The sequence below is a fragment of the Pseudomonas beijingensis genome, from assembly GCF_030687295.1.
In the GTDB taxonomy this organism is placed as follows: domain Bacteria; phylum Pseudomonadota; class Gammaproteobacteria; order Pseudomonadales; family Pseudomonadaceae; genus Aquipseudomonas; species Aquipseudomonas beijingensis.
Map to the genome: position 1 here is coordinate 966,251 of NZ_CP117425.1, position 22,929 is coordinate 989,179.

A 22,929-nucleotide genomic window follows, 5' to 3' on the forward strand; every position below is an offset into this window, starting at 1 on the left:
GGGCGCAGGAGTATAAAGCCCTTGCGCCCGCTTTTATAGTTGACGAGCGTAGCTGGCCGTCAGGATCAACGGACCTTGTCCTGCGCCAGCGTCAATTCGGCCTTATCGAAATCATCCACGTCGATGACTTTGCGCCGCGCCGCCTCGGCCGCGCGCAAGGTCTGCGCTTCACCGGCTTGCAGCACGCCGGCCTCCAGGGCCGCATCGATGAGTGGTTCGCCAGGTGCCGGATTGAGCTGACCCTGCTTGAGTGCACCGTGCAGTTTCTTGTGCAGCGGATGGGCGGCCGCCAGCAGGTCGGCGGCGTGTTGCAGGGCGCCCACTGGATCGTCGGTCGATTGCGGGCGATAGCAGCCCTGCAACAACTCTTCGAGGGTCGGGTCACCTTTGGGCCGGCCGATGACTGCGGCCACCTCGGCGTCGAGCCTGTCGCTCGGACCCTTGTGACGACGGCCGAAGGGGAACACCACCAGGCGCAATAGGCAACCCAGTACCCGGTTCGGGAAGTTGCTCAGCAACTCATCCAGCGCACGTTCCGACTGGCCGAGGCTTTCCTCCATGGCCCATGTGAACAGCGGCGTCATGTGGTCCGGCGAATCCAGGTCGTGATAACGCTTGAGCGCGGCGGACGCCAGGTACAGGTTGCTCAAGACGTCGCCCAGGCGGGCCGACAGGCGTTCGCGACGTTTGAGTTCCCCTCCCAGCAGCATCATGCTCAAGTCCGCCAGCAGGGCGAATGCCGCCGCCTGCCGGTTGAGGGCGCGGAAATAACCCTGGCTCAAGGCATTGCCGGGGGCCCTCTCGAAATGCCCCAGGCCCAGGTTCAGCACCAGGGTGCTGGCGGCATTGCTGATCGCGAAACCGATGTGCTTGAGCAACAAGGCGTCGAACTCGACCAGCGCCTGGTCCTTGTCTTCACGGGTGGCCAGGGCCATTTCCTTGAGGACGAACGGATGACAGCGAATGGCGCCCTGGCCGAAGATCATCAGGTTGCGCGACAGAATGTTCGCGCCTTCGACCGTGATGAAGATTGGTGCACCTTGCCAACTGCGACCCAGGTAATTGTTCGGGCCCATGATGATGCCTTTGCCGCCATGCACATCCATGGCGTGGCTGATGCACTCGCGACCGCGTTCGGTCAGGTGGTACTTGAGGATGGCCGACAGCACCGAGGGTTTTTCCCCCAGGTCCACCGCGTTGGCGGTCAGCATGCGTGCCGCATCCATCATCCAGGCGTTGCCACCGATACGCGCCATGGCTTCCTGGATGCCTTCGAACGCCGACAACGGTACGTTGAATTGCTCGCGTACCTGGGCGTACTGGCCCGTCACCAGGCTGGTGAACTTCGCCGCACCGGTGCCCACCGCCGGCAGGGAAATCGAGCGCCCGACCGACAGGCAGTTCATCAACATCATCCAGCCCTTGCCGAGCATGGCCTGGCCGCCGATGAGAAAGTCCAGTGGAATGAACACGTCCTTGCCCCAGTTCGGACCGTTCATGAACGCGGCGCCGAGGGGCAGGTGACGGCGGCCGATCTGCACGCCAGGGGTGTCAGTGGGAATCAGGGCGAGGCTGATGCCCAGGTCTTCTTCGTCACCCAGCAGGTGGTCGGGGTCATACGCCTTGAAGGCCAGGCCCAGGAGGGTGGCCACCGGGCCGAGGGTGATGTAGCGCTTTTCCCAGTTCAGGCGCAGGCCGAGGGTTTCCTGGCCCTCCCATTCACCCTTGCAGATGATGCCGGTGTCGGGCATCGCCCCGGCGTCCGAGCCGGCTAGCGGTCCGGTCAGGGCGAAGCAGGGGATATCGTCGCCTCGGGCCAGTCGCGGCAGGTAATGGTCGCGTTGCTCGTCTGTGCCGTAGTGCAGCAGCAGTTCCGCCGGGGCCGAGGGAGTTGGGGACCATCACGGTGGAGGCCAGGTCGCCACTGCGGGTGGCCAGTTTCATCGCCACCTGGGAGTGGGCATAGGCGGAAAAACCCTTGCCGCCGTATTCCTTGGGAATGATCAGCGCGAAGAAGCCGTGCTCCTTGATATGGGCCCAGGCTTCAGGTGGCAGGTCCATGGCCTGGCCGATCTGCCAGTCGCTGACCATCGCGCAGAGGGCTTCGGTAGGGCCGTCAAGGAACGCCTGCTCTTCCTCGGTCAGTTGCACCTTGGGGTAGGCCAGCAGCAAGTCCCAGTCCGGGCGGCCGCTGAACAGTTCGCCGTCCCACCACACCGTGCCGGCATCGATGGCGTCACGCTCGGTCTCGGACATGGGCGGCAGGGTTTTCTGGAACCAATCGAACATCGGCGCACTGAAATACTGGCGGCGCAGGTCCCGGCAGCAGCAACGGGGCCGCGATGACCGCGAGCACCACCCAGAGGATCAGCATCAGCCAGCCGGGCGCATGGCTGAAAATGCCCATGGCCAACAGATAGACCGCGACGATACCCAGCGCGGGCAGCGGGGCGGTGCGCCGATGCGCCAGCCAGGCGATCCCGACGATCAGGACCAGTATCCACAACAACAGCATATGTAATCCTCCGTGAACCAAGGCAAAACCGACCTTCAGAGCTTAGACGGCATCTGCAAAACCGGCGGTCAGCGCGATGTGATTGATTTCGTGGGAAACCCTGGATGTATTGCGCCAGTCTGGTTGGCAACAGCCGTGGGAAATCGTTCGTTAACAAGGTGAGAAAACGCCATTGTTTGGCCGGAATGCCGTTATCGCTGGGCCGAGGGCTGGGGATAAACTCGGACACCGTCAGCCCCAGTCGAACACAGTACTTGTGGCGAGGGGATTTATCCCCGCTGGGCTGCGAAGCCGCCCCAAGGCAGGCCCACTCAATCTGCCTGGCACACCGAGGTGTCAGGTTTAGGGCCGCTTCGCGTCCAGCGGGGATAAATCCCCTCGCCACAAAGACCGAGTTCGACCCTGAGGGGGATGTTTCTCCAGAGGCCTTCCTTTATGCAGCAATACCTGACCCCCTAGCCGCTTCATCGACAGCGATCACCCCGCGGTCATCGACTTCGCCGAAACTCACCGCGGCGCCGACCACGACCCGCTGGCCCAGGCGGTCAGCCTGTATTACGCCGTGCGCGAGGGGGTGCGCTACAACCCCTACACCTTCAGCCGCGACCCGGCGACCCTGCGCGGCAGTTACGCGTTGGTTGCCGGTGAAAGCTATTGTGTGCCCAAGGCCACTTTGCTGGCCGGCTGCGCCCGGCATTGCGGCATCCCGGCGCGCATCGGCCTGGCGGATGTGCGCAACCACCTGTCCACCCCGCGTCTGCTGGAATTGCTCAGGAGCGACGTGTTCGCCATGCACGGTTATACCGAGCTGTACCTGAACGACCGCTGGGTCAAGGCCACGCCGGCTTTCAACCAGGGCTTGTGCGCGTTGTTCGACGTGGCCCCGCTGGAGTTCGACGGTCGCCACGACAGCGTCTTCCACCCGTTCAATCGGCAAGGGGCGAAGCTGATGGAGTACATCACCGAACCATGGCCAGTTCGCCGACGTGCCCGAGGCATTCTTCTTCGAACACCTGGAGAAGTGCTACCCGCACCTGTTCGGCGAGCAGGTACCGCTCTTGCTCGGCGACATGCAGGGCGATTTGAGTCACGCTTGATCCGGCGTATGCTGCTGCGGCATTTATCCATCGAGGACGCCGTGATGCTGAAGATATGGGGCCGGAAAAATTCATCGAATGTGCGCAAGGCGTTGTGGTGCGCAGAAGAGTTGGGGCTGGCCTACGAGGCCATCGATGCGGGCGGGGCGTTCGGTGTGGTGGACACGCCCGAGTACCGCGCGAAAAACCCCAATGGCCGCGTGCCGATGATCGAGGACGACGGCTTCGTGCTGTGGGAATCCAACACCATCGTGCGTTACCTGGCAGCTCGCCATGCGTCGGGTTCGGCCTGGTATCCCGCTGACGTACAGGCTCGGGCCCTGGCTGAAAAATGGATGGACTGGACCACGTCCAGCTTCGCCGCACCGTTTCGCACGGTGTTCTGGGGCGTCTTGCGCACCCCGGCCGAACAACAGGACTGGGCGGCCATCAATGCGGCGATCAAGGAGTGCGACGATTTGCTGGCTATGGTCGAACAGACCTTGAGTGAACAACCTTACCTGTCGGGTGATGAAATCGGCATGGGCGACATTCCCCTGGGCAGTTTCATTTATGCCTGGTTCGAGATGCCCATCCAGCGCGCCGAGCGGCCTGGCGTACAGGCCTGGTACGCGCGGTTGCAGCAGCGTCCGGCCTACCGCAAAGCCGTCATGACCGCGTTGACTTAATACTTACTATCGACACACTTGACTGTACTTGTGCGGCGACGCCAAGCACCATGGCCTTCGTGCGCTGTGTTGCATTGCTCGCCGCCCGCCCTTATCTATTCTTTTCTTCCTTCCCTTCTTGGTGCGTAATCCGATATGAGTTCCGCTCTGTCCATCCGGCAGCTAACCAAAACCTACGGCAACGGTTTCCAGGCCTTGAGTGGTATCGATCTGGACGTCGCCGAAGGTGATTTCTTCGCCTTGCTCGGCCCTAACGGTGCCGGCAAATCCACCACCATTGGCATTCTTTCCACGCTGGTGAACAAGACCAGCGGCACGGTGAACGTCTTTGGTCATGACCTGGACCGCGAGCCCGCCGCCCTCAAGCGCTGCATCGGCGTGGTGCCCCAGGAATTCAACTTCAACCAGTTCGAAAAGACCTTCGACATCGTTGTGACCCAGGCCGGTTACTACGGCATCCCGCCGAAGGTCGCCAACGAGCGCGCCGAGCAGTACCTGACCCAATTGGGCCTGTGGGACAAGCGTGACGTGCCGTCCCGTTCACTGTCCGGCGGCATGAAGCGACGCCTGATGATCGCCCGCGCGCTGGTGCATGAACCGCGCCTGCTGATCCTCGACGAACCGACCGCCGGCGTGGACATCGAGCTGCGTCGCTCGATGTGGAGCTTCCTGACCGAGCTGAACCAGAAAGGCATCACCATCATCCTCACCACCCATTACCTGGAAGAGGCTGAGCAGTTGTGCCGCAACATCGGCATCATCGACCACGGCACCATTGTCGAGAACACCAGCATGCGCCAGTTGCTCAGCCAACTGCATGTGGAAACTTTCCTGCTGGACCTGAAACACGACCTGAAGACCGCGCCCCAGCTCATCGGTTATCCGGCTCGCCTGGTGGACAGCCATACCCTGGAAGTGCAGGTGGACAAAGCCGTGGGCATCACCGGGCTGTTCACCCAACTGGCCCTGCAAAACATTGAAGTGCTGAGCCTGCGCAACAAAACCAATCGCCTCGAGGAGTTGTTCGTGTCCCTGGTGGAGAAAAATCTGGCGAAGGTGGCGGTATGAGCATGAGTTCCGAACTGCGCCCCAACCTCATCGCCCTCAATACCATCGTTTACCGTGAAGTCCGGCGTTTCATGCGGATCTGGCCGCAGACCCTGCTGCCGCCGGCCATCACCATGGTCCTGTACTTCGTGATCTTCGGTAACCTGATCGGGCGGCAGATCGGCGACATGGGTGGCTTCACGTACATGGACTACATCGTGCCGGGGCTGATCATGATGTCGGTGATCACCAACTCCTATGGCAACGTGGTGTCGAGTTTTTTCGGCAGCAAGTTCCAGCGTTCGATCGAGGAGCTGATGGTCTCGCCGGTGTCGCCCCATACGATCCTCATCGGCTACACCTTGGGCGGCGTGCTGCGCGGCCTGGCGGTGGGCCTTATCGTGACCCTGCTGTCGTTGTTCTTCACCGATTTGCAGGTGCATCACCTGGGGGTGACGGTCTTGGTGGTGGTGCTCACGGCCACGATCTTTTCGCTGCTGGGTTTCATCAATGCCGTGTTTGCACGCAACTTCGATGACATCTCCATCATCCCGACGTTCGTGCTCACGCCGCTGACCTACCTGGGCGGGGTGTTCTACTCCATCTCCCTGTTGCCGCCGTTCTGGCAGACCGTGTCCCTGGCCAACCCGGTGCTGCACATGGTCAACGCGTTCCGCTACGGCATCCTCGGGGTATCGGACATCAAGATCAGCATCGCCATCACCTTCATGCTGGTGGCAACCGTGGTGCTTTACCTCGGTTGCGCGCGGTTGCTGGTCAGCGGGCGGGGGATGCGTACCTAAGCTTTAACCCCTGACCCCTTGTGGGAGCGAGCTTGCTCGCGATGGCGTCAGATCATTCAATAACCTATTGACTGACATACCGCTATCGCGAGCAAGCTCGCTCCTACATTGATCTTCATGAGGTCGCAGATTTGTGGCCACAAAAAAGGCCTCCATCCCAGGAGGCCTTTTTTGCATCTCACATCCGGCTTTTCTTGCGCCGCTTCCACTGTCGGGTCACCCACCAGCGCCAGTAACTCATGGTGACGAAGTAGGCCAGGGCGCCGAGCACCAGGCCGGTCACCACCGAGCCGAGCAGGAACGGCTGCCACAAGGTGGACAACTGGCCGCTGATCCATTCCCAGGTCAGCTCTTCGGGCAGTGTCCGGGCAGGCACGTCCATCAGCCAGGCACCGGTCTGGTAGGTGCAGAAAAACACCGCCGGCATGGTGATCGGATTGGTCAGCCACACCAGGCTCACCGCAATCGGCATATTGCCGCGCACCGTGACGGCCAACGCGGCGGCCAGCAACATCTGCAATGGGATCGGCAAGAACGCGGCAAACAGGCCAACCGCCATCGCCCGGGCCACGGAGTGCCGATTGAGGTGCCAAAGGTTGGGATCGTGCAGCAGGGTGCCGAGAAAACGTAAGGATTTATGTTCCCGAATGCTCTCTGGGTCTGGCATGTAACGTTTGAATAGGCGCCGGGGCATAAGGCTTCTCGGTCGGTTCAACGCAGTAAAGCCGCAAGTATGTCTGGATTCTACGGCTGGCAGATTCAGACTTTGTGACAATTGATAACGCCAGCGGTGCCGCGAACCGTCTATGCCTGAAGAGGGCACTCTCAAGGACGGGTTATGCGCACAGGGTTAGTCGCGCTTGCACTGGGGCTGGTGGCCCCGATTTTTTTACCGGCACTGCCGCCGTTGTGGCTGATTGCAGCCATGCCGGTGCTTGCATTGATGGCGTTGCCATTTCGAACCTACGCGGCGGGTTTTTTCCTGTTCGGGCTGGCCTGGGCCTGCCTGTCGGCGCAGTGGGCGCTGGACAATCGATTACCCGCCGCCCTGGACGGAGAAACCCGTTGGGTTGAAGGGCGCGTCGTCGGTTTGCCGCAACAGGGCGACGGCGTGGTGCGCTTCGAACTGGCCGATGCCCATTCACGTCGTACCCGATTACCGACAACGATGCGCCTCGCCTGGTTCGGTGGCCCGCCCGTCAACAGCGGCGAACGCTGGCGATTGGCAGTGAAGCTCAAGCGGCCTGCCGGGCTGCTGAACCCGCACGGCTTCGACTATGCCGCCTGGTTGTTGAGCCGTGGCATTGGCGCGACCGGTACCGTCAAGGAGGGGCGTCTGCTGCAAGCAGCCCGGGGCGCCTGGCGTGACGAGGTGCGCCAGGCGCTGGCACAGGTCGACACCCACGGCCGCTCCGGTGCGCTGGCGGCATTGGTCCTGGGCGACGGGGGGTGGGCTGAGCCGCGAGGACTGGCAGGTTTTGCAAGACACCGGCACGGTCCATTTGCTGGTGATCTCCGGGCAACACATCGGCCTGCTCGCCGGCCTGGTGTACCTGTTGGTGGCCGGTGCGGCGCGTTATGGCCTGTGGCCGACGGGGCTGGCGTGGTTGCCTTGGGCGTGTGCGCTGGCCTTTTGCGCCGCCCTGGGCTACGGCCTGCTCGCCGGTTTCGAGGTGCCGGTGCGACGGGCCTGCGCGATGATCGGCCTGGTGTTGCTGTGGCGCTTGCGCTTCAAACAGCCGGATCCGTGGTGGGCATGGCTGCTGGCCTTCGTCGGGGTGCTGGTGTTCGACCCGCTCGCCAGCCTGCGGCCGGGGTTCTGGTTGTCGTTTGCGGCCGTCGCCATATTGATGTTCACCTTTGGCGCTCGCCTTGGGCCCTGGCGCTGGTGGCAAACCTGGACCCGTGCCCAGTGGCTGGTTGCGGTCGGCCTGTGGTCCGTTGCTGTTGATCGTGGGCTTGCCGGTCAGCCTCAGCGGGCCACTGGTGAACTTGCTCGCGGTGCCCTGGATCAGCCTGCTGGTCTTGCCGCCAGCGCTGCTCGGCACGGCGTTGTTACCGGTGCCGCTCATCGGTGAAGGCCTGCTGTGGATCGCCGGCGGGTTGCTCGATCTGTTGTTCAAAGGGCTGGGGCTGATGGCCGGACGAATGCCTGCCTGGGTCCCTGTTGCGGTCCCGCCCTGGGCCCTGGGCATCGCCGCGCTGGGGGCTTTCTTGCTGCTGTTGCCCAAAGGCGTGCCGCTGCGTGTGCTGGGGTGGCCGATGATGCTGCTGATGGTGTTTCCACCGCGAGAACACCTGCCGCAAGGGCACGCCGAGGTCTGGCAACTGGACGTGGGCCAAGGCTTGGCGGTGCTGGTACGCACCCGGCATCACAGCCTGCTTTACGACGCCGGGCCGCGCTTTGGCGAGGCCGATGTGGGCGAGCGCGTCGTATTGCCGACCTTGCGCAAACTGGGTGTGCGCGGCTTGGACCTGATGCTCCTCAGCCATGCCGACGCCGATCATGCCGGCGGTGCCCTGGCCGTGCGCAAGGGACTGCCGACGATGGAAGTCATCAGCGGCGATCCCGACGCGCTGCCCGACGAATTGCGGGCCGGGCCTTGCGACAGCGGCAGGCGCTGGGAATGGGATGGGGTCGGATTCGAGTTGTGGCGCTGGGCCTCTGCCGTTGAAAGCAACCAGAAGTCCTGCGTCCTGCTGGTGGAGGCTGGCGGAGAACGCCTGCTGTTGACCGGCGACATCGACACCCCTGCCGAGCGCGCCTTGCTTGACGAGGCCCTGGCGCTACCGATCCAGTGGCTGGCCGCACCTCATCACGGCAGCCGCAGTTCGTCATCGATGGCATTGTTGTCGCGCCTCAAGCCGCATTCGGTGTTGATCTCCCGCGGGCAGGGCAATGCGTTCGGCCATCCCCATCCCCAGGTGATGGCCCGGTACCGCCGCTCAGGCCTGGCGACCTACGACAGCGCCGAGCAGGGCGCCATTCGTCTGCAACTGGGCGCGTTCGAATTACCACGCACCGAGGCCGGGCACCGACGCTACTGGCGCGATCCGCCCGCTGTCGGGACACCGAGGCAACATTGATCCAGCGCAGTTGGCTGATGCGCTTATCGGCGGGGCGGGTCTGCAAGGCGAGTCTGTGTGATAAAGTGGCGCACTTTTTCGAGGGGGCAGTCACTGTGTGGGAATTGGTCAAATCCGGCGGCTGGATGATGTTGCCGATCATTCTGAGTTCCATCGCGGCACTGGGTATCGTTGCCGAACGCCTGTGGACCCTGCGTGCCAGCCGCGTGACCCCGGAGCATCTGCTCGGGCAGGTCTGGGTCTGGATCAAGGACAAGCAGCTGAACAAGGACAAGCTCAAGGAGCTGCGGGCCAGCTCGCCGCTCGGGGAGGTCCTCGCCGCTGGCCTGGCGAACTCCAAGCATGGTCGCGAGATCATGAAGGAGTGCATCGAGGAAGCCGCCGCCCGGGTCATCCATGAACTGGAACGCTACATCAGTACCCTGGGCACCATCGCCGCCATGTCCCCGCTGCTGGGCCTGCTGGGAACGGTGCTGGGCATGATCGACATCTTCAGCGCGTTTACCGGCTCCGGCATGACCACGAATGCCGCGGTACTGGCGGGCGGGATTTCCAAGGCCCTGATCACCACCGCCGCCGGCCTGATGGTCGGTATCCCTGCCGTGTTCTTCCATCGGTTCCTGCAACGCCGCGTCGACGAGCTGGTGGTCGGCATGGAGCAGGAAGCCATCAAGCTGGTCGAGGTGGTGCAGGGTGATCGTGACGTGGACCTGGCTGGGGGCAAGCAGTGAAATTCCGCCGCAAGCCACGGGAAAACATCGAGATCAACCTCGCGTCGCTGATCGACGTGGTGTTCATCCTGTTGCTGTTTTTCGTCGTGACCACCACGTTCACCCGGGAAACCCAGCTCAAGGTTGAATTGCCGCAAGCCGTCAGCGGCTCGCCGGCCGAAGACCAGCAACTGAAGAACCTCGAAGTCACCATCAGCGCCGAAGGGGCGTTCTCGGTGAATAACCAGTTGCTGCCCAAGAGCGACCTGGCGAGCCTGATCGAGGCCCTGCAGAAAGAGTCCGGCGGCGATACCAACCTGCCGCTGTCCATCAGCGCCGACGGCAAGACCCCTCATCAATCGGTGATCACCGCCATGGACGCGGCCGGCAAGCTCGGTTTCAGCCATCTGCGCATGACCACGGTCGAGGCGGCGCCCGCACCCTGATGGCCATGTCCGATCGATTGCTTGCCGCGTGGTATGAAGGCCACCCGGCCCTGACCCTGCTGCGGCCGCTGGAGTGGTTGTACCGGCGGGTGGTGGTGGGCAAGCGCGAGCGTTTCCTGGCGGGTGAAGGCCAGATCTACCAGCCCCCCGTGCCGTTGGTGGTGGTGGGCAACATCACGGTGGGTGGCACTGGCAAGACGCCGTTGATCCTGTGGATGATCCAGCACTGCCAGCGCAGTGGCTTGCGGGTCGGGGTGGTCAGCCGGGGCTATGGTGCCAAGCCGCCGCAACTGCCGTGGCGGGTCAGGGCCGAGCAGGGTGCCGACGTCGCGGGGGACGAGCCGCTGCTGATCGTCCAGCGCACGGGCGTGCCGTTGATGATCGATCCCGATCGCAGCCGCGCGGTCCAGGCGCTGGTGGAGAGCGAACCGCTGGACCTGATCCTGTCCGACGACGGCATGCAGCATTATCGGCTGGCCCGGGACCTTGAACTGGTGCTGATCGACAGCGCTCGCGGCCTGGGCAACCGCCGTTGCCTGCCCGCCGGGCCGCTGCGCGAACCGGTCGAGCGCCTGCAATCGGTCGACGCCGTGCTGTACAACGGCGCCAGTACCGACCGCGAAGACGGCTTCGCCTTCCAATTGCTTCCCACCGAACTGGTGAACCTGGCCAGTGGCGAGCGCCGTCCTCTCGACCATTTTCCACCCGGCCAGGCCCTGCACGCCGTGGCCGGCATCGGCAACCCCCAGCGTTTCTTCAAGACCCTCGAAACGCTACACTGGCGGCCAATACCGCACGGGTTTGCCGACCATGCCGAATACAGCGCCCAAGCCTTGAACTTCACGCCATCCCTGCCGGTGGTCATGACGGAAAAAGACGCGGTCAAATGCCGTGCTTTCGCCGCGCCTGACTGGTGGTACCTGGCGGTGGACGCCGCGCCGTCGCCGGCCTTTGTGGCCTGGTTCGATGCGCAATTGATGCGCCTGTTACCGGATCGGCTCGTGCCTTAACACCTTTTACCAAGGGGAATTCCATGGACACCAAACTGCTCGATATTCTGGCCTGCCCGGTCTGCAAAGGCCCGCTCAAGCTCAGCGCTGACAAGACCGAACTGATTAGCAAGGGCGCCGGCCTGGCCTACCCGATTCGCGACGGCATCCCGGTGATGCTCGAAAGCGAAGCCCGCACCCTGACCACCGACGAGCGCCTGGATAAATGACCACCGCCTTTACCGTTGTCATTCCGTCGCGCTTTGCCTCGACGCGCCTGCCCGGCAAACCGTTGCTGTCGATCGCCGGCAAGCCGATGATCCAGCACGTCTGGGAACAGGCCTGTAAAAGCAGCGCCCAGCGCGTGGTGGTGGCGACTGACGATGCGCGGATCGTCGAGGCCTGCAAAGGCTTTGGCGCCGAGGTCGTGCTGACTCGCGAAGACCATAATTCCGGCACTGATCGCCTGGCGGAGGTCGCGGCGAAGCTCGGTCTTGCCGCCGACGCGATCATCGTCAATGTGCAAGGTGACGAGCCGTTGATCCCGCCGAGCGTGATCGATCAGGTCGCCGCCAACCTTGCGGCCCACACCGAAGCGCGCATGGCCACCCTGGCCGAGCCGATCGAGGATGTGCAAACCCTGTTCAACCCTAACGTGGTCAAGGTGGTCAGCGACCTCAATGGCCTGGCGTTGTCCTTCAGCCGTTCGACGTTGCCCTGGGCGCGGGACGCATTCGCCCAAGACCGCGACGTGCTGCCGGAGGGCGTGCCGTACCGCCGTCATATCGGCATCTACGCCTACCGCGCCGGCTTTCTCCAGGACTTCGTCGCCTGGGGCCCGTGCTGGCTGGAAAACACTGAAGCCCTGGAACAGTTGCGAGCCCTGTGGCATGGCGTGCGGATCCATGTCGCCGATGCGCTGATCGCCCCGCCGACCGGTGTCGACACGGCCGAAGACCTCGAGCGCGTTCGTCGCCTGCTGGAGGCCTGATGCGGGTCCTGTTCGTCTGCCTCGGCAATATTTGCCGCTCGCCTACCGCCGAAGGCATCTTGCGCCACAAGTTGCGCGAGGCCGGGCTGGCCGGGCAGGTGGAAGTCGCTTCCGCCGGTACCGGTGACTGGCATGTCGGCAAGGCGCCGGACAAGCGCAGCCAGGCCGCCGCCCTGAGGCGTGGCTACGACTTGTCGGCCCAGCGCGCGCAACAGGTGACGCGCGCCGACTTCGCCGCCTATGACCTGATCCTGGCGATGGACAGCAGCAACCTGCGCAATCTCCAGGCCCTGCAACCGGCCAATGGCAAGGCCGAGTTGGATCTGTTCCTGCGGCGATACGAAGCCGAAATCGACGATGTGCCGGACCCGTACTACGACGGCGAGCAGGGCTTCGAGCAGGTGCTGGACCTGATCGAGCGCGCCACGGATCGCCTGGTGATCGAATTGAAGGGGCGGTTATGACCTTGCAGGTACGGGCGGGCGTCAGCCTCAAGCCCTTCAACAGCTTTGGCGTGGACGTCAGCGCCCGGTTATTCGCCGAAGCCCACGACGATGGCGATGTTCGCCAGGCCTTGGCCTATGCCAGCGAGCATGCCGTGCCGTTGCTGGTGATCGGCGGTGGCAGCAACCTGTTGCTGACCGGCGACATCGACGCCTTGGTGGTGCGCATGGCCAGCCAGGGGATCCGCCTGCTCAGCGATAACGGTGAGCAGGTGGTGGTCGAGGCCGAAGCCGGGGAACCCTGGCATCCCTTCGTCCAGCACACGCTGGCGCAAGGCTGGTCGGGCCTGGAAAACCTCAGCCTGATTCCCGGTACTGTCGGTGCGGCACCGATGCAAAACATTGGCGCCTATGGCGTGGAGATCAAGGATGTCTTCGCTGGCCTCACCGCGCTGGATCGCCTGACCGGTGAACTGCGTGAGTTCACCTTGGAAGAGTGCTGTTTTGCCTACCGCGACAGCGTGTTCAAGCAGCAGGCGGGACGCTGGTTGATCCTGCGGGTGCGTTTCGCCCTCAGTCGCGCCGCGCACTTGCACCTGGAGTACGGCCCAGTCCGCCAGCGATTGACCGAACAAGGCATCGATCAGCCGACGCCCACGGACGTGAGCCGGGCCATCTGCAGCATCCGCAGCGAAAAACTCCCCGACCCGGCCGTGCTGGGCAATGCCGGCAGCTTCTTCAAGAATCCGCTGGTGCCGGCCACGCACGTGGCACACCTCAAGCAGCAGTACCCCGATCTGGTGGCTTATCCACAGCCTGGGGGGCAGATGAAAATCGCCGCCGGCTGGCTGATCGAACGGGCCGGCTGGAAGGGCTTTCGTGAGGGTGATGCCGGTGTGCATAAGTTGCAGGCGTTGGTGCTGGTCAACTACGGCAACGCCACGGGCCCGCAACTGTTGGACCTGGCCCTGCGCATCCAGAAAGACATTGCCGAACGTTTCCAGGTCGAGTTGGAAATGGAACCCAATCGGTACTGAGCCGTCTCCACGCAGCACCTGAAAAAGCGCCCTGCACACCCAGCACACGAGTATTTGTGCAGGATTGTGCAGGGCGTTTTGCTTGATCCTGGGTTAATTTAGTTCGCTAACGATGCGACCATCGCATCCCAAAGGCCCGATGCAGACGCCTGTGTGCGTTTGCATAAGAGAGCCCGATCAGCCTGAGCCAGTCTGCGACAACCGAACCGTTACCTAAGCGGCAGATTGCTCGACCCCATAACTCGATAACTATGCGGGCGTGCCCATGATTACCCTGAAACTCAATGGAAAAGACCATCAACTGGATGTGACCGAGGACATGCCGCTGCTGTGGGCTATCCGGGATGTGGCCGGTTACAACGGCACCAAATTCGGCTGCGGCATGGGCCTGTGTGGCGCCTGCACCATCCACATCGACGGCGCCCCGGCGCGCAGTTGCATCACGCCAATCGGCTCGGTGAAAGGGCAGGACGTCAGCACCATCGACGGGCTTCACGCCGACCCGGTCGGGCAAGTCGTCCAGAAGGCCTGGCTCGACACTGCGGTGGCTCAGTGCGGTTACTGCCAGGGCGGACAGATCATGTCTGCTACCGCGTTGCTCAAGACCAACCCCAACCCGAGCGATGAGCAAATCGAAGAAGCCATGGTCGGCAACATCTGCCGCTGCGGCACCTACAACCGGATCAAGACCGCGATCCGCCAGGCTTCCACTCACCTGAAGGAGGCCAAGGCATGAGCCGCTTGCCCGATGATTTCGTGCTGAGCAATCTCAGCCGCCGTGGTTTCCTCAAGGGCGCGAGCGCCACCGGCATGCTGGTGCTGGCGGCCACGTGGGGCCTGCCGGATGCCTTTGCCGAGGAAAAGAAATTCGGCGCCGAGGGCATGCCCCATGGTGCGGTCGACGACCCGAAGGTTTACGTCAGCATTGCCACCGATGGCAGCGTGACCGTGATCTGCAACCGTTCGGAAATGGGCCAGGGCGTGCGCACCAGCCTGAGTATGGTGGTCGCCGACGAACTGGATGCTGACTGGGCGCTTGTCAAGGTCAAGCAGGCGCCGGCCGATGAGGCGCGTTTCGGCAACCAGGACACCGACGGTTCGCGCAGCATGCGTCACTGGTACGAACCGATGCGCCGTTGCGGGGCCGCCGCCCGGACCATGCTGGAACTGGCCGCCGCTGCGCAGTGGGAAGGTGCCGGTGAGTGAATGCCGTGCGCAACTGCACAAAGTGCTGCACCAGCCTTCGGGGCGTGAACTGGGTTACGGCGAATTGGCCGCCGCCGCCAGTGCCTTGCCAGTGCCGGCCCGTGACAGCTTGCGTCTCAAGCAGCCGTCCGAGTTCCGCTACATCGGCAAGGAAGCGAGCCGGGCAATCGATGGCGCGGACATCGTCAACGGTCGTGCCGTGTTTGGTGCCGATGTGCATTTCGACGGCATGCTCTATGCGGTCATCGCGCGTCCGCCGGTCTATGGCGGCAAGGTCAAGAGCGTGGACAGTAGCGCGGCGCTGAAGGTACCGGGCGTGGTCAAGGTGGTGCAGATCGAAGGGCGCCCGCTGCCTTCGGAGTTCCAGCCGTTTGGGCGGCGTGGCGGTGGTGGCGAAGAACACCTGGGCGGCGATCAAGGGCCGCGAGGCGCTGAAAATCCAGTGGGACGACGGCCCGAATGCCGGTTATGACTCCATTGCCTATCGCAAGGAGCTGGAAGCGGCGGCCCTCAAACCCGGAAAAGTCGTGCGCAGCAGCGGTGATCTCGACGACGCGTTGGCCACGGCTGATTCGACGTTGGAAGCGTCGTATTACTTGCCGCATTTGTCCCAGTCCCCCATGGAGCCGATGGTTGCTGTTGCCCGGTTCAAGGACGGCCAATGCGAAGCCTGGGCACCGAGCCAGGCGCCGCAGGTGACCCGTGAGCGTGTCGCCGAACGCCTGGGCATTCCTTTCGAGAAAGTCACGGTGAACATCACGTTGCTGGGCGGCGGTTTCGGACGCAAGTCCAAACCTGACTTTGTCGTCGAAGCGGCGGTGCTGGCCAAGGAATTTCCAGGCCAGCCAATACGGGTGCAATGGACCCGCGAGGACGATATTCACCACTCGTATTTCCATACCGTATCGGCCGAATACCTCAAGGCTGGCCTGAACAAGGACGGCATGCCGTCCGGTTGGCTGCACCGCACCGTAGCCCCGAGCATCACGGCACTGTTTGCACCGGGCATGACTCACGAGGCGCCGTTCGAAATAGGTATGGGCGTGACCAACATGGCCTACGCCATCCCCAACCTGCGCCTGGAAAACCCCGAAGCGGTGGCCCATGCCCGGGTGGGCTGGTACCGCTCGGTGTCGAACATTCCCCATGGTTTTGCGATCCAGAGTTTCATCGACGAACTGGCCCACAAGGCCGGCCAGGATCCGCTGAAGTACCAGGTCAAATTGCTCGGGCCGGATCGTAAGATCGATCCGCGCACCTTGAGCGAAGAATGGAACTACGGCGAATCCCCTGAGCGTTACCCGATTGATACGGCGCGGATTCGCACGGTGCTGGAAACCGCCGCGAAGGCCGCCGGTTGGGGGCGGGAGCTGCCCAAGGGCCGTGGCCTGGGGCTGGCGGTGCACTACAGCTTTGTCACTTACGTGGCGGCGGTGCTCGAGGTGGAGGTCAAGGACGATGGCACGGTGATCGTGCACAAGGCGGACATTGCCGTAGACTGCGGCCCGCAGATCAACCCCGAGCGCATCCGCTCCCAGTTCGAGGGCGCCTGCGTCATGGGCCTGGGCAATGCGATGGTGGGTGAAATCAGCTTCAAGGACGGCAAGGTGCAGCAGGACAACTTCCACATGTACGAGGTGGCGCGCATGTCCCTGGCGCCCAAGGAAGTGGCCGTGCACCTGGTCACGCCGCCGGGGGAGGTGCCGTTGGGCGGTGTCGGCGAGCCGGGCGTGCCGCCGATTGCGCCGGCCCTGTGCAACGCCATTTTCGCCGCCACCGGTCAGCGTATCCGTAATCTGCCTGTGCGCTATCAGCTGCAAGGCTGGCAACAGGCCAAGGCCTGATGGACAGCGTCGATCTGAACGTCCTGCGCAGCGTGCTGGAGTGGCGCCGCGCCGGGCAGCGGGTGGTGTTGTTCACCGTGGTCCAGACCTGGGGCACCGCGCCCAGGCCGCCGGGGGCGATGCTGGCCCTGCGCGAAGATGGCGTGGTGATCGGTTCGGTGTCGGGCGGTTGTGTCGAAGATGACCTGATCGCCCGGTTGCACGACGGCCGCATTCCTGCGGACGGTCCGCCGGTGCAACTGATCACCTATGGCGTCACCCGCGAAGAAGCGGCGCGCTTCGGCCTGCCGTGCGGCGGTACGTTGCGCCTGACCGAAGAGCGGGTGGGCGATCCGCACTGGGTCGCAGAGCTGCTGGAGCGCTGCGAGGCCCATGAGATCGTCGCCCGTGAGCTGACGATCACCACCGGCAATGTGGTCCTGGTCTCGGCCAGCAAGACCGACGCCCTGGTGTTCGATGGGCAGGTGCTGCGGGCCATTTACGGCCCACGTTGGCGGCTATTGCTGATCGGCGCCGGACAATTGTCGCGCTACGTGGCGGAAATGGCCCGACTGCTGGACTTCGAAGTGCTGATTTGCGATCCGCGCAAGGAGTTTGTCTATGGTTGGGAAGAGCAGCATGGGCGCTTTGTCTCGGGGATGCCCGACGAAGCCGTGTTGAGCATCCAGACCGACGAGCGCACGGCCATTGTGGCCTTGACCCATGATCCACGCCTGGACGACATGGCGCTGCTCACGGCCCTGGACTCCAAGGCTTTTTATGTCGGTGCCCTGGGTTCGCGGGTCAACAGCCAGAAACGTCGGGACAACCTGGCTCAGCTAGGCTTGTCTGCAGAGGCGATTGGCCGCTTGTATGGACCGATCGGCTTGCACATCGGCAGCCACACCCCGGCGGAAATCGCCTTGTCGCTGCTGGCCGAAATCGTGGCGATCAAAAATGGCGTGGCACCGCGGCAGAAAAAAACGCTGTAAGCCGTGGGTAAGGAGGGCGTATGAGCGAGTCGATTGGCGTGATCATCCTGGCGGCTGGAACGGGCAGCCGTTTTCGCCAGATTGCAGGCCCCGACAAGGATAAATTGCTCGCCGATTGCACCGGGCGCGACGGTGCCGTGCGCTCGGTGATTGAACAGGTGCTGGTGAATCTGCCGGCCTCCCTGGAAAAGCGCGTGTTGGTGACGAGCAAGAATCGGCCGCAAGCCATTCGCATGGCCCAGGCCTATGGATGTAGTTGCGTGGAATTGGACTCCCCCGGCCTGGGCGACAGCATTGCCGCCGGTGTCCAGGCCTGCCCGGACCTTGATGGCTGGCTGATTTTGCTGGGCGACATGCCGTTCATCTTGCCGTCGAGCATTGAGCAGGTGGCGGCGGGGATTCGCGCGGATGGCATCAGCGTGCCGGTCCTCGCAGGTGAGTATGGGCATCCGGTAGGATTTGGTCGTGGATTTGGGCCGAAACTGATGGCGCTGACCGGGGATCGCGGCGCAAAGGTATTGTTTGCCGGGGCGCAGGTGGTCGAAGTGCCGGTGGACGATCCTGGCGTTGTTTGGGATGTCGATGTGCCAGAAGCACTGACCTTCAAATAACAGACGACGCAAAACCCTGTGGGAGCGGGCTTGCTCGCGAAAGCGGTCTGACATTCACCATTGAGGCAAGCTGGCCCGCCGCCTTCGCGAGCAAGCCCGCTCCCACATTGGATTTTCAGTGGATATAAAACCTGTGCCGACCCCAGCCCTCCCTGTGGGAGCGAGCTTGCTCGCGATAGCGGTCTGACATTCACCATTGAGGCAAGCTGACCCACCGCCTTCGCGAGCAGGCTCGCTCCCACACTGGATCTTTCAGTGGATATAAAACCTGTGCCGACCCCAGCCCTCCCTGTGGGAGCGAGCTTGCTCGCGATAGCGGTCTGACATTCACCATTGAGGCAAGCTGACCCACCGCCTTCGCGAGCAAGCTCGCTCCCACACTGGATCTTTCAGTGGATATAAAACCTGTGCCGACCCCAGCCCTCCCCGTGGGAGCGAGCTAGCTCGCGATAGCGGCCTGACATTCACCATTGATGCAGGCTGACCCGCCGCCTTCGCGAGCAAGCTCGCTCCCACACTGGATCTTTCAGTGGATATAAAACCTGTGCCGACCCCAGCCCTCCCTGTGGGAGCGAGCTTGCTCGCGATAGCGGTCTGACATTCACCATTGAGGCAAGCTGACCCGCCGCCTTCGCGAGCAAGCTCGCTCCCACACTGGATCTTTCAGTGGATATAAAACCTGTGCCGACCCCAGCCCTCCCTGTGGGAGCGAGCTTGCTCGCGATAGCGGCCTGACATTCACCATTGATGCAGGCTGACCCGCCGCCTTCGCGAGCAAGCTCGCTCCCACACTGGATCTTTCAGTGGATATAAAACCTGTGCCGACCCCAGCCCTCCCTGTGGGAGCGAGCTTGCTCGCGATAGCGGCCTGACATTCACCGTTGATGCAAGCTGGCCCGCCGCCTTCGCGAGCAAGCCCGCTCCCACATTGGATTTTCAGTGGATGTAAGTCTTGTGCCCAACCCACCCCCTTCTGTGGATAAGTCTGAAGGCATAAAAAAGCCCCGCCTGGCATGACCAGGCGGGGCTTTTTACTGGGCGGTGGAATCAGGCGTGAGGTTTAGGCTCGTGCTCTTTTTCCAAGGCTTCAGTGTGACGCGGCGCGATTTCTTCAGCGGTGTGCTGAGGTTCGTCGAACGTCGGAGCCGATTCAACCGGGGTTTCAGCGACCGGGGCAGGGGCTGCCTCGGCGACTTCTTCCACGACTGGCGCAGGCTCGGCAGCAGGCGCTTGAGCGGCGGCAGCGGCAGCTTGTTCGGCTTCCTTCTGCAGACGCTCGGCTTCACGCTTGCGACGACGCACTTCACGCGGATCGTTCGGCGCGCGGCCATTCGCGGTCAGGGCGCTGGCAGGTGCAGGCTCTTCCACCACTGCGGTGGCTTCGGCAACCACCGGCGCTTCGACCACTGGAGCAGGCTCGACCACTTCTGGCTCGACCGCTTTCACGGGCTCTGGTGCCGGTTCTGGCTCGGCAACGGGGGCCGGTGCGGCTGGCTCGGCGGTCCAGTTGAACGCAGTCTGCTCTTCGCGGACAGGCTCGGGTGCCTTTTCCTCGGCCGGTGCTTCGACGACCGGTTCGGCAGCGACCACTGGAGCCTCGACGACCGGTGCAGGCTCGGCGGCGACTTCAGTTTCAGGCTGGGCTTCAGGGGCCGGTGCGAGTTCCACTTCTGGCGAGGCGGTGGCTTCTACCGGGGTAGTGGCTTCGACCACTGGCGCTTCAACCGGCGCGCTTTCCACTGCAGCGGTGGCGCGTTCGGCTTGTTCGTGAGCCTGGGCTTCGGCCGGGGCGCTGATCGCGCTGCTGGCAACGGCCGCAGTTACGGCCAGGCCGGCGGCCAGGTCCGCAGCGCTTGGCGCTTCGGCGTTCTCGGTGGATTCGGACTCTTCCGAACCTTCGATCACGTTGCCGTTGGCGTCGCGTTGACGCTCACGACGGTTGCTGCGACGACGCTGGCCACGGGAGCGGCGGCGTGGACGATCGCCTTCGGCGGTGTCCTGGCCATCTTCCTGCAGTTGCTCTTCGGCGTTCAGCACTTCTTCTTCGCTGGCTACGGCGGCCGCCTGCTCGGCGCGTGGCTGGCGTTCTTCACGTGGAGGACGCGGTGCGCGTTCTTCACGAGGCTGGCGGGCCGGACGCTCTTCAGCGGTGGCAGCCGCAACGGCCGGGGCGGCATCCAGGGGCTCGCGCAGTTCGCGAACGCGTTCTTCACGCTCGCCACGTGGCTTGCGATCTTCACGCGGTGCGCGTGGTTGACGCTCTTCACGCGGCGGACGCGGTGCGCGTTCTTCGCGGGCTACGGCTGGCGCTTCCTCACGGGCTTCGCGCGGCTGGCGCTCTTCACGCGGCTCACGTGGCGCGCGTTCTTCACGCGGTGCACGTTCTTCGCGAGGCTTGCGCTCTTCGTCGCGACGACCGTTGCGGTTGCGGGTCTGCTGGCGACCGTTGCGGCGTTCTTCGTTGCGGGCAGGGCGCTCGGTAGCGGCAGGCTTGGCGACGACGGCCGGGGCAGCGGGTTCTTCCTTGGTGGCGAACAGGCTGACCAGCGATTTCACCAGGCCTTTGAACAGGCTCGGTTCCGGGGCTGCTGCGGCCGGGGCGGCAACCGGAGCGGCCACTTCGGTCGGAACCGGAGCGTTGGCGCGGGCCGGAGCAGTCTTGACCGCGGCTTCCTGGCGAACCAGGGTGCGAGTGGCGGCGGCCGGCTGGACTTCTTCCACTTCGGCAGCGGCAGCAGCGATTTCGTAGCTGGACTGGTTGGTGTGGGCTTCCGGGCTGTCATCGCGCAGGCGCTGCACTTCGAAGTGCGGCGTCTCGAGGTGATCGTTCGGCAGGATGACGATACGAGCGCGGGTGCGCAGTTCGATCTTGGTGATCGAGTTGCGTTTTTCGTTGAGCAGGAACGCGGCCACCGGGATCGGCACTTGGGCGCGAACTTCGGCGGTGCGGTCTTTCAGGGCTTCTTCTTCGATCAGGCGCAGGATTGCCAGGGACAGCGACTCGACGTCACGGATGATGCCGGTGCCGTTGCAACGCGGGCAAACGATGCCGCTGCTTTCGCCCAGGGATGGACGCAGGCGCTGACGGGACATTTCCAGCAGGCCGAAGCGCGAGATGCGGCCGACCTGTACGCGAGCGCGGTCAGCTTCCAGGCATTCGCGGACTTTTTCTTCCACGGCGCGTTGGTTCTTGGCCGGGGTCATGTCGATGAAGTCGATGACGATCAGGCCGCCGATGTCGCGCAGGCGCAACTGACGGGCGATCTCTTCGGCGGCTTCAAGGTTGGTCTGCAGGGCGGTTTCTTCGATGTCGCTGCCTTTGGTGGCGCGCGCCGAGTTGATGTCGATGGACACCAGGGCTTCGGTCGGATCGATGACGATGGAGCCGCCGGACGGCAGTTCGACGACGCGCTGGAAAGCGGTCTCGATCTGGCTTTCGATCTGGAAACGGTTGAACAGCGGAACGCTGTCTTCGTAGAGCTTGATCTTGCTGGCGTACTGCGGCATCACCTGGCGAATGAAGGTCAGGGCTTCGTCCTGGGCTTCAACGCTGTCGATCAGCACTTCACCGATGTCCTGGCGCAGGTAATCGCGGATGGCGCGGATGATCACGTTGCTTTCCTGGTAGATCAGGAACGGCGCGGAACGATCCAGCGAGGCTTCTTTGATGGCGGTCCACAGTTGCAGCAGGTAGTCGAGGTCCCACTGCATTTCTTCGCTGCTGCGGCCCAGGCCGGCAGTGCGCACGATCAGGCCCATGTCAGCCGGGGCAACCAGGCCGTTCAGGGCTTCACGCAGTTCGTTGCGCTCTTCGCCTTCGATACGGCGGGAGATGCCGCCGGCACGCGGGTTGTTCGGCATCAGGACCAGGTAACGGCCGGCCAGGCTGATGAAGGTGGTCAGGGCGGCGCCCTTGTTGCCACGTTCTTCTTTTTCGACTTGGACGATGACTTCCTGGCCTTCGCTCAGGACGTCCTTGATGTTGACGCGGCCTTCAGGAGCCTTCTTGAAGTATTCGCGGGAGATTTCTTTGAGGGGCAGGAAGCCGTGGCGCTCAGAGCCGAAATCGACAAAGGCAGCCTCAAGGCTTGGTTCGATGCGAGTAATCCGGCCTTTATAGATGTTGGCCTTCTTCTGCTCGCGTGCACCGGATTCGATATCCAGGTCGTAGAGGCGCTGGCCGTCTACCAGTGCAACACGCAACTCTTCGGGTTGAGTTGCGTTAATCAGCATTCTTTTCATGTAGTACCGTCGGTTTCCGGGCTGCCGGAAACGGCGTTCGGCACACACGACTTCTCACGGTCGGTGTCAGGTGCGTCCTGGAGATGGCGAGGCCATTCCAGTGTCCAGCGAGTTCGACCCAATGATGGCGAAGTCGCGACGGACGCGTCCTGCTTGCTGGTACTCAAGCACTCAGTCAGGAGGAGGAATCAACCGGCGTCTGTGGACGAGATGAAGCGTCTA

15 protein-coding genes and 4 pseudogenes are annotated in these 22,929 nt (G+C 63.3%); 16 read left to right on the plus strand and 3 right to left on the minus strand.

Annotation, left to right across the window (positions count from 1 at the left end):
* Positions 1–65: 65 nt before the first annotated feature.
* Positions 66–2,515, minus strand: a pseudogene (locus PSH84_RS04515) (acyl-CoA dehydrogenase).
* A 435-nt stretch (positions 2,516–2,950) separates the two neighbouring features.
* On the opposite strand from PSH84_RS04515, the pseudogene PSH84_RS04520 reads away from it, so the two are divergent.
* The 4 genes and pseudogenes from PSH84_RS04520 to PSH84_RS04535 all read left to right on the plus strand — a co-directional run bounded on the left by PSH84_RS04520 (position 2,951) and on the right by PSH84_RS04535 (position 6,130).
* Positions 2,951–3,612 (plus strand): annotated as a pseudogene (locus PSH84_RS04520) (transglutaminase-like domain-containing protein).
* Positions 3,613–3,656: 44 nt separating this feature from the next.
* Positions 3,657–4,280, plus strand: a complete 624-nt coding sequence (locus PSH84_RS04525) for a glutathione S-transferase family protein (RefSeq protein ID WP_305482344.1) — start codon at positions 3,657–3,659, stop codon at positions 4,278–4,280.
* A 135-nt stretch (positions 4,281–4,415) separates the two neighbouring features.
* The gene (locus tag PSH84_RS04530) at positions 4,416–5,348 is read left to right on the plus strand and encodes an ABC transporter ATP-binding protein (RefSeq protein ID WP_122565905.1); all 933 of its coding nucleotides are present in this window, start codon (positions 4,416–4,418) and stop codon (positions 5,346–5,348) included.
* A 2-nt stretch (positions 5,349–5,350) separates the two neighbouring features.
* The gene (locus PSH84_RS04535) at positions 5,351–6,130 is read left to right on the plus strand and encodes an ABC transporter permease (RefSeq protein ID WP_041476072.1); all 780 of its coding nucleotides are present in this window, start codon (positions 5,351–5,353) and stop codon (positions 6,128–6,130) included.
* 178 nt (positions 6,131–6,308) lie between these two features.
* On the opposite strand, the gene PSH84_RS04540 is transcribed toward PSH84_RS04535, so the two are convergent.
* Complete coding sequence (locus PSH84_RS04540; RefSeq protein ID WP_122565904.1) at positions 6,309–6,824, minus strand: DUF2062 domain-containing protein; 516 nt, start codon at positions 6,822–6,824, stop codon at positions 6,309–6,311.
* Between the two features lie 144 nt (positions 6,825–6,968).
* On the opposite strand from PSH84_RS04540, the pseudogene PSH84_RS04545 reads away from it, so the two are divergent.
* The 12 genes and pseudogenes from PSH84_RS04545 (at position 6,969) to PSH84_RS04600 (ending at position 18,465) form a co-directional block, all read left to right on the plus strand.
* Positions 6,969–9,217, plus strand: a pseudogene (locus PSH84_RS04545) (DNA internalization-related competence protein ComEC/Rec2).
* A gap of 95 nt (positions 9,218–9,312) precedes the next feature.
* The gene (gene pocA, locus PSH84_RS04550; RefSeq protein WP_025214875.1) at positions 9,313–9,948 is read left to right on the plus strand and encodes a flagellar polar localization protein PocA; all 636 of its coding nucleotides are present in this window, start codon (positions 9,313–9,315) and stop codon (positions 9,946–9,948) included.
* Positions 9,945–10,373, plus strand: coding sequence for a flagellar polar localization protein PocB (gene pocB / locus PSH84_RS04555; RefSeq protein ID WP_053123850.1), 429 nt, complete (start codon positions 9,945–9,947; stop codon positions 10,371–10,373). The genes pocA and pocB overlap by 4 nt, the downstream gene beginning before the upstream one ends.
* Positions 10,373–11,383 (plus strand): tetraacyldisaccharide 4'-kinase, encoded by a 1,011-nt coding sequence (gene lpxK, locus PSH84_RS04560; protein WP_305482345.1) that lies wholly within the window; start codon positions 10,373–10,375, stop codon positions 11,381–11,383. Before pocB ends, lpxK begins: the two co-directional genes overlap by 1 nt.
* Before the next feature lie 23 nt (positions 11,384–11,406).
* Positions 11,407–11,592, plus strand: coding sequence for a Trm112 family protein (locus tag PSH84_RS04565; protein WP_003179363.1), 186 nt, complete (start codon positions 11,407–11,409; stop codon positions 11,590–11,592).
* Positions 11,589–12,353: a 3-deoxy-manno-octulosonate cytidylyltransferase gene (gene kdsB, locus PSH84_RS04570; protein WP_122565901.1), complete on the plus strand. Its 765-nt coding sequence runs from the start codon at positions 11,589–11,591 to the stop codon at positions 12,351–12,353. Before PSH84_RS04565 ends, kdsB begins: the two co-directional genes overlap by 4 nt.
* Positions 12,353–12,817 (plus strand): low molecular weight protein-tyrosine-phosphatase, encoded by a 465-nt coding sequence (locus PSH84_RS04575; protein WP_122565900.1) that lies wholly within the window; start codon positions 12,353–12,355, stop codon positions 12,815–12,817. The genes kdsB and PSH84_RS04575 overlap by 1 nt, the downstream gene beginning before the upstream one ends.
* Positions 12,814–13,833 carry a UDP-N-acetylmuramate dehydrogenase gene (gene murB, locus PSH84_RS04580; protein WP_122565899.1) on the plus strand — a complete coding sequence of 340 codons (1,020 nt, stop codon included), beginning with the start codon at positions 12,814–12,816 and terminating at the stop codon, positions 13,831–13,833. The genes PSH84_RS04575 and murB overlap by 4 nt, the downstream gene beginning before the upstream one ends.
* A 265-nt stretch (positions 13,834–14,098) precedes the next feature.
* The gene (locus PSH84_RS04585; protein WP_305482346.1) at positions 14,099–14,569 is read left to right on the plus strand and encodes a (2Fe-2S)-binding protein; all 471 of its coding nucleotides are present in this window, start codon (positions 14,099–14,101) and stop codon (positions 14,567–14,569) included.
* A pseudogene (locus PSH84_RS04590) lies at positions 14,566–16,883 on the plus strand (xanthine dehydrogenase family protein molybdopterin-binding subunit). Before PSH84_RS04585 ends, PSH84_RS04590 begins: the two are co-directional and overlap by 4 nt.
* Positions 16,883–17,854: an XdhC family protein gene (locus PSH84_RS04595; RefSeq protein ID WP_305482347.1), complete on the plus strand. Its 972-nt coding sequence runs from the start codon at positions 16,883–16,885 to the stop codon at positions 17,852–17,854. Before PSH84_RS04590 ends, PSH84_RS04595 begins: the two are co-directional and overlap by 1 nt.
* Positions 17,855–17,874: 20 nt before the next feature.
* Positions 17,875–18,465, plus strand: coding sequence for a nucleotidyltransferase family protein (locus tag PSH84_RS04600; protein WP_305482348.1), 591 nt, complete (start codon positions 17,875–17,877; stop codon positions 18,463–18,465).
* A gap of 1,047 nt (positions 18,466–19,512) precedes the next feature.
* Here PSH84_RS04600 and rne read toward each other — a convergent pair.
* Positions 19,513–22,707 carry a ribonuclease E gene (rne, locus tag PSH84_RS04605; protein ID WP_436278776.1) on the minus strand — a complete coding sequence of 1,065 codons (3,195 nt, stop codon included), beginning with the start codon at positions 22,705–22,707 and terminating at the stop codon, positions 19,513–19,515.
* Between the last annotated feature and the right edge of the window lie 222 nt (positions 22,708–22,929).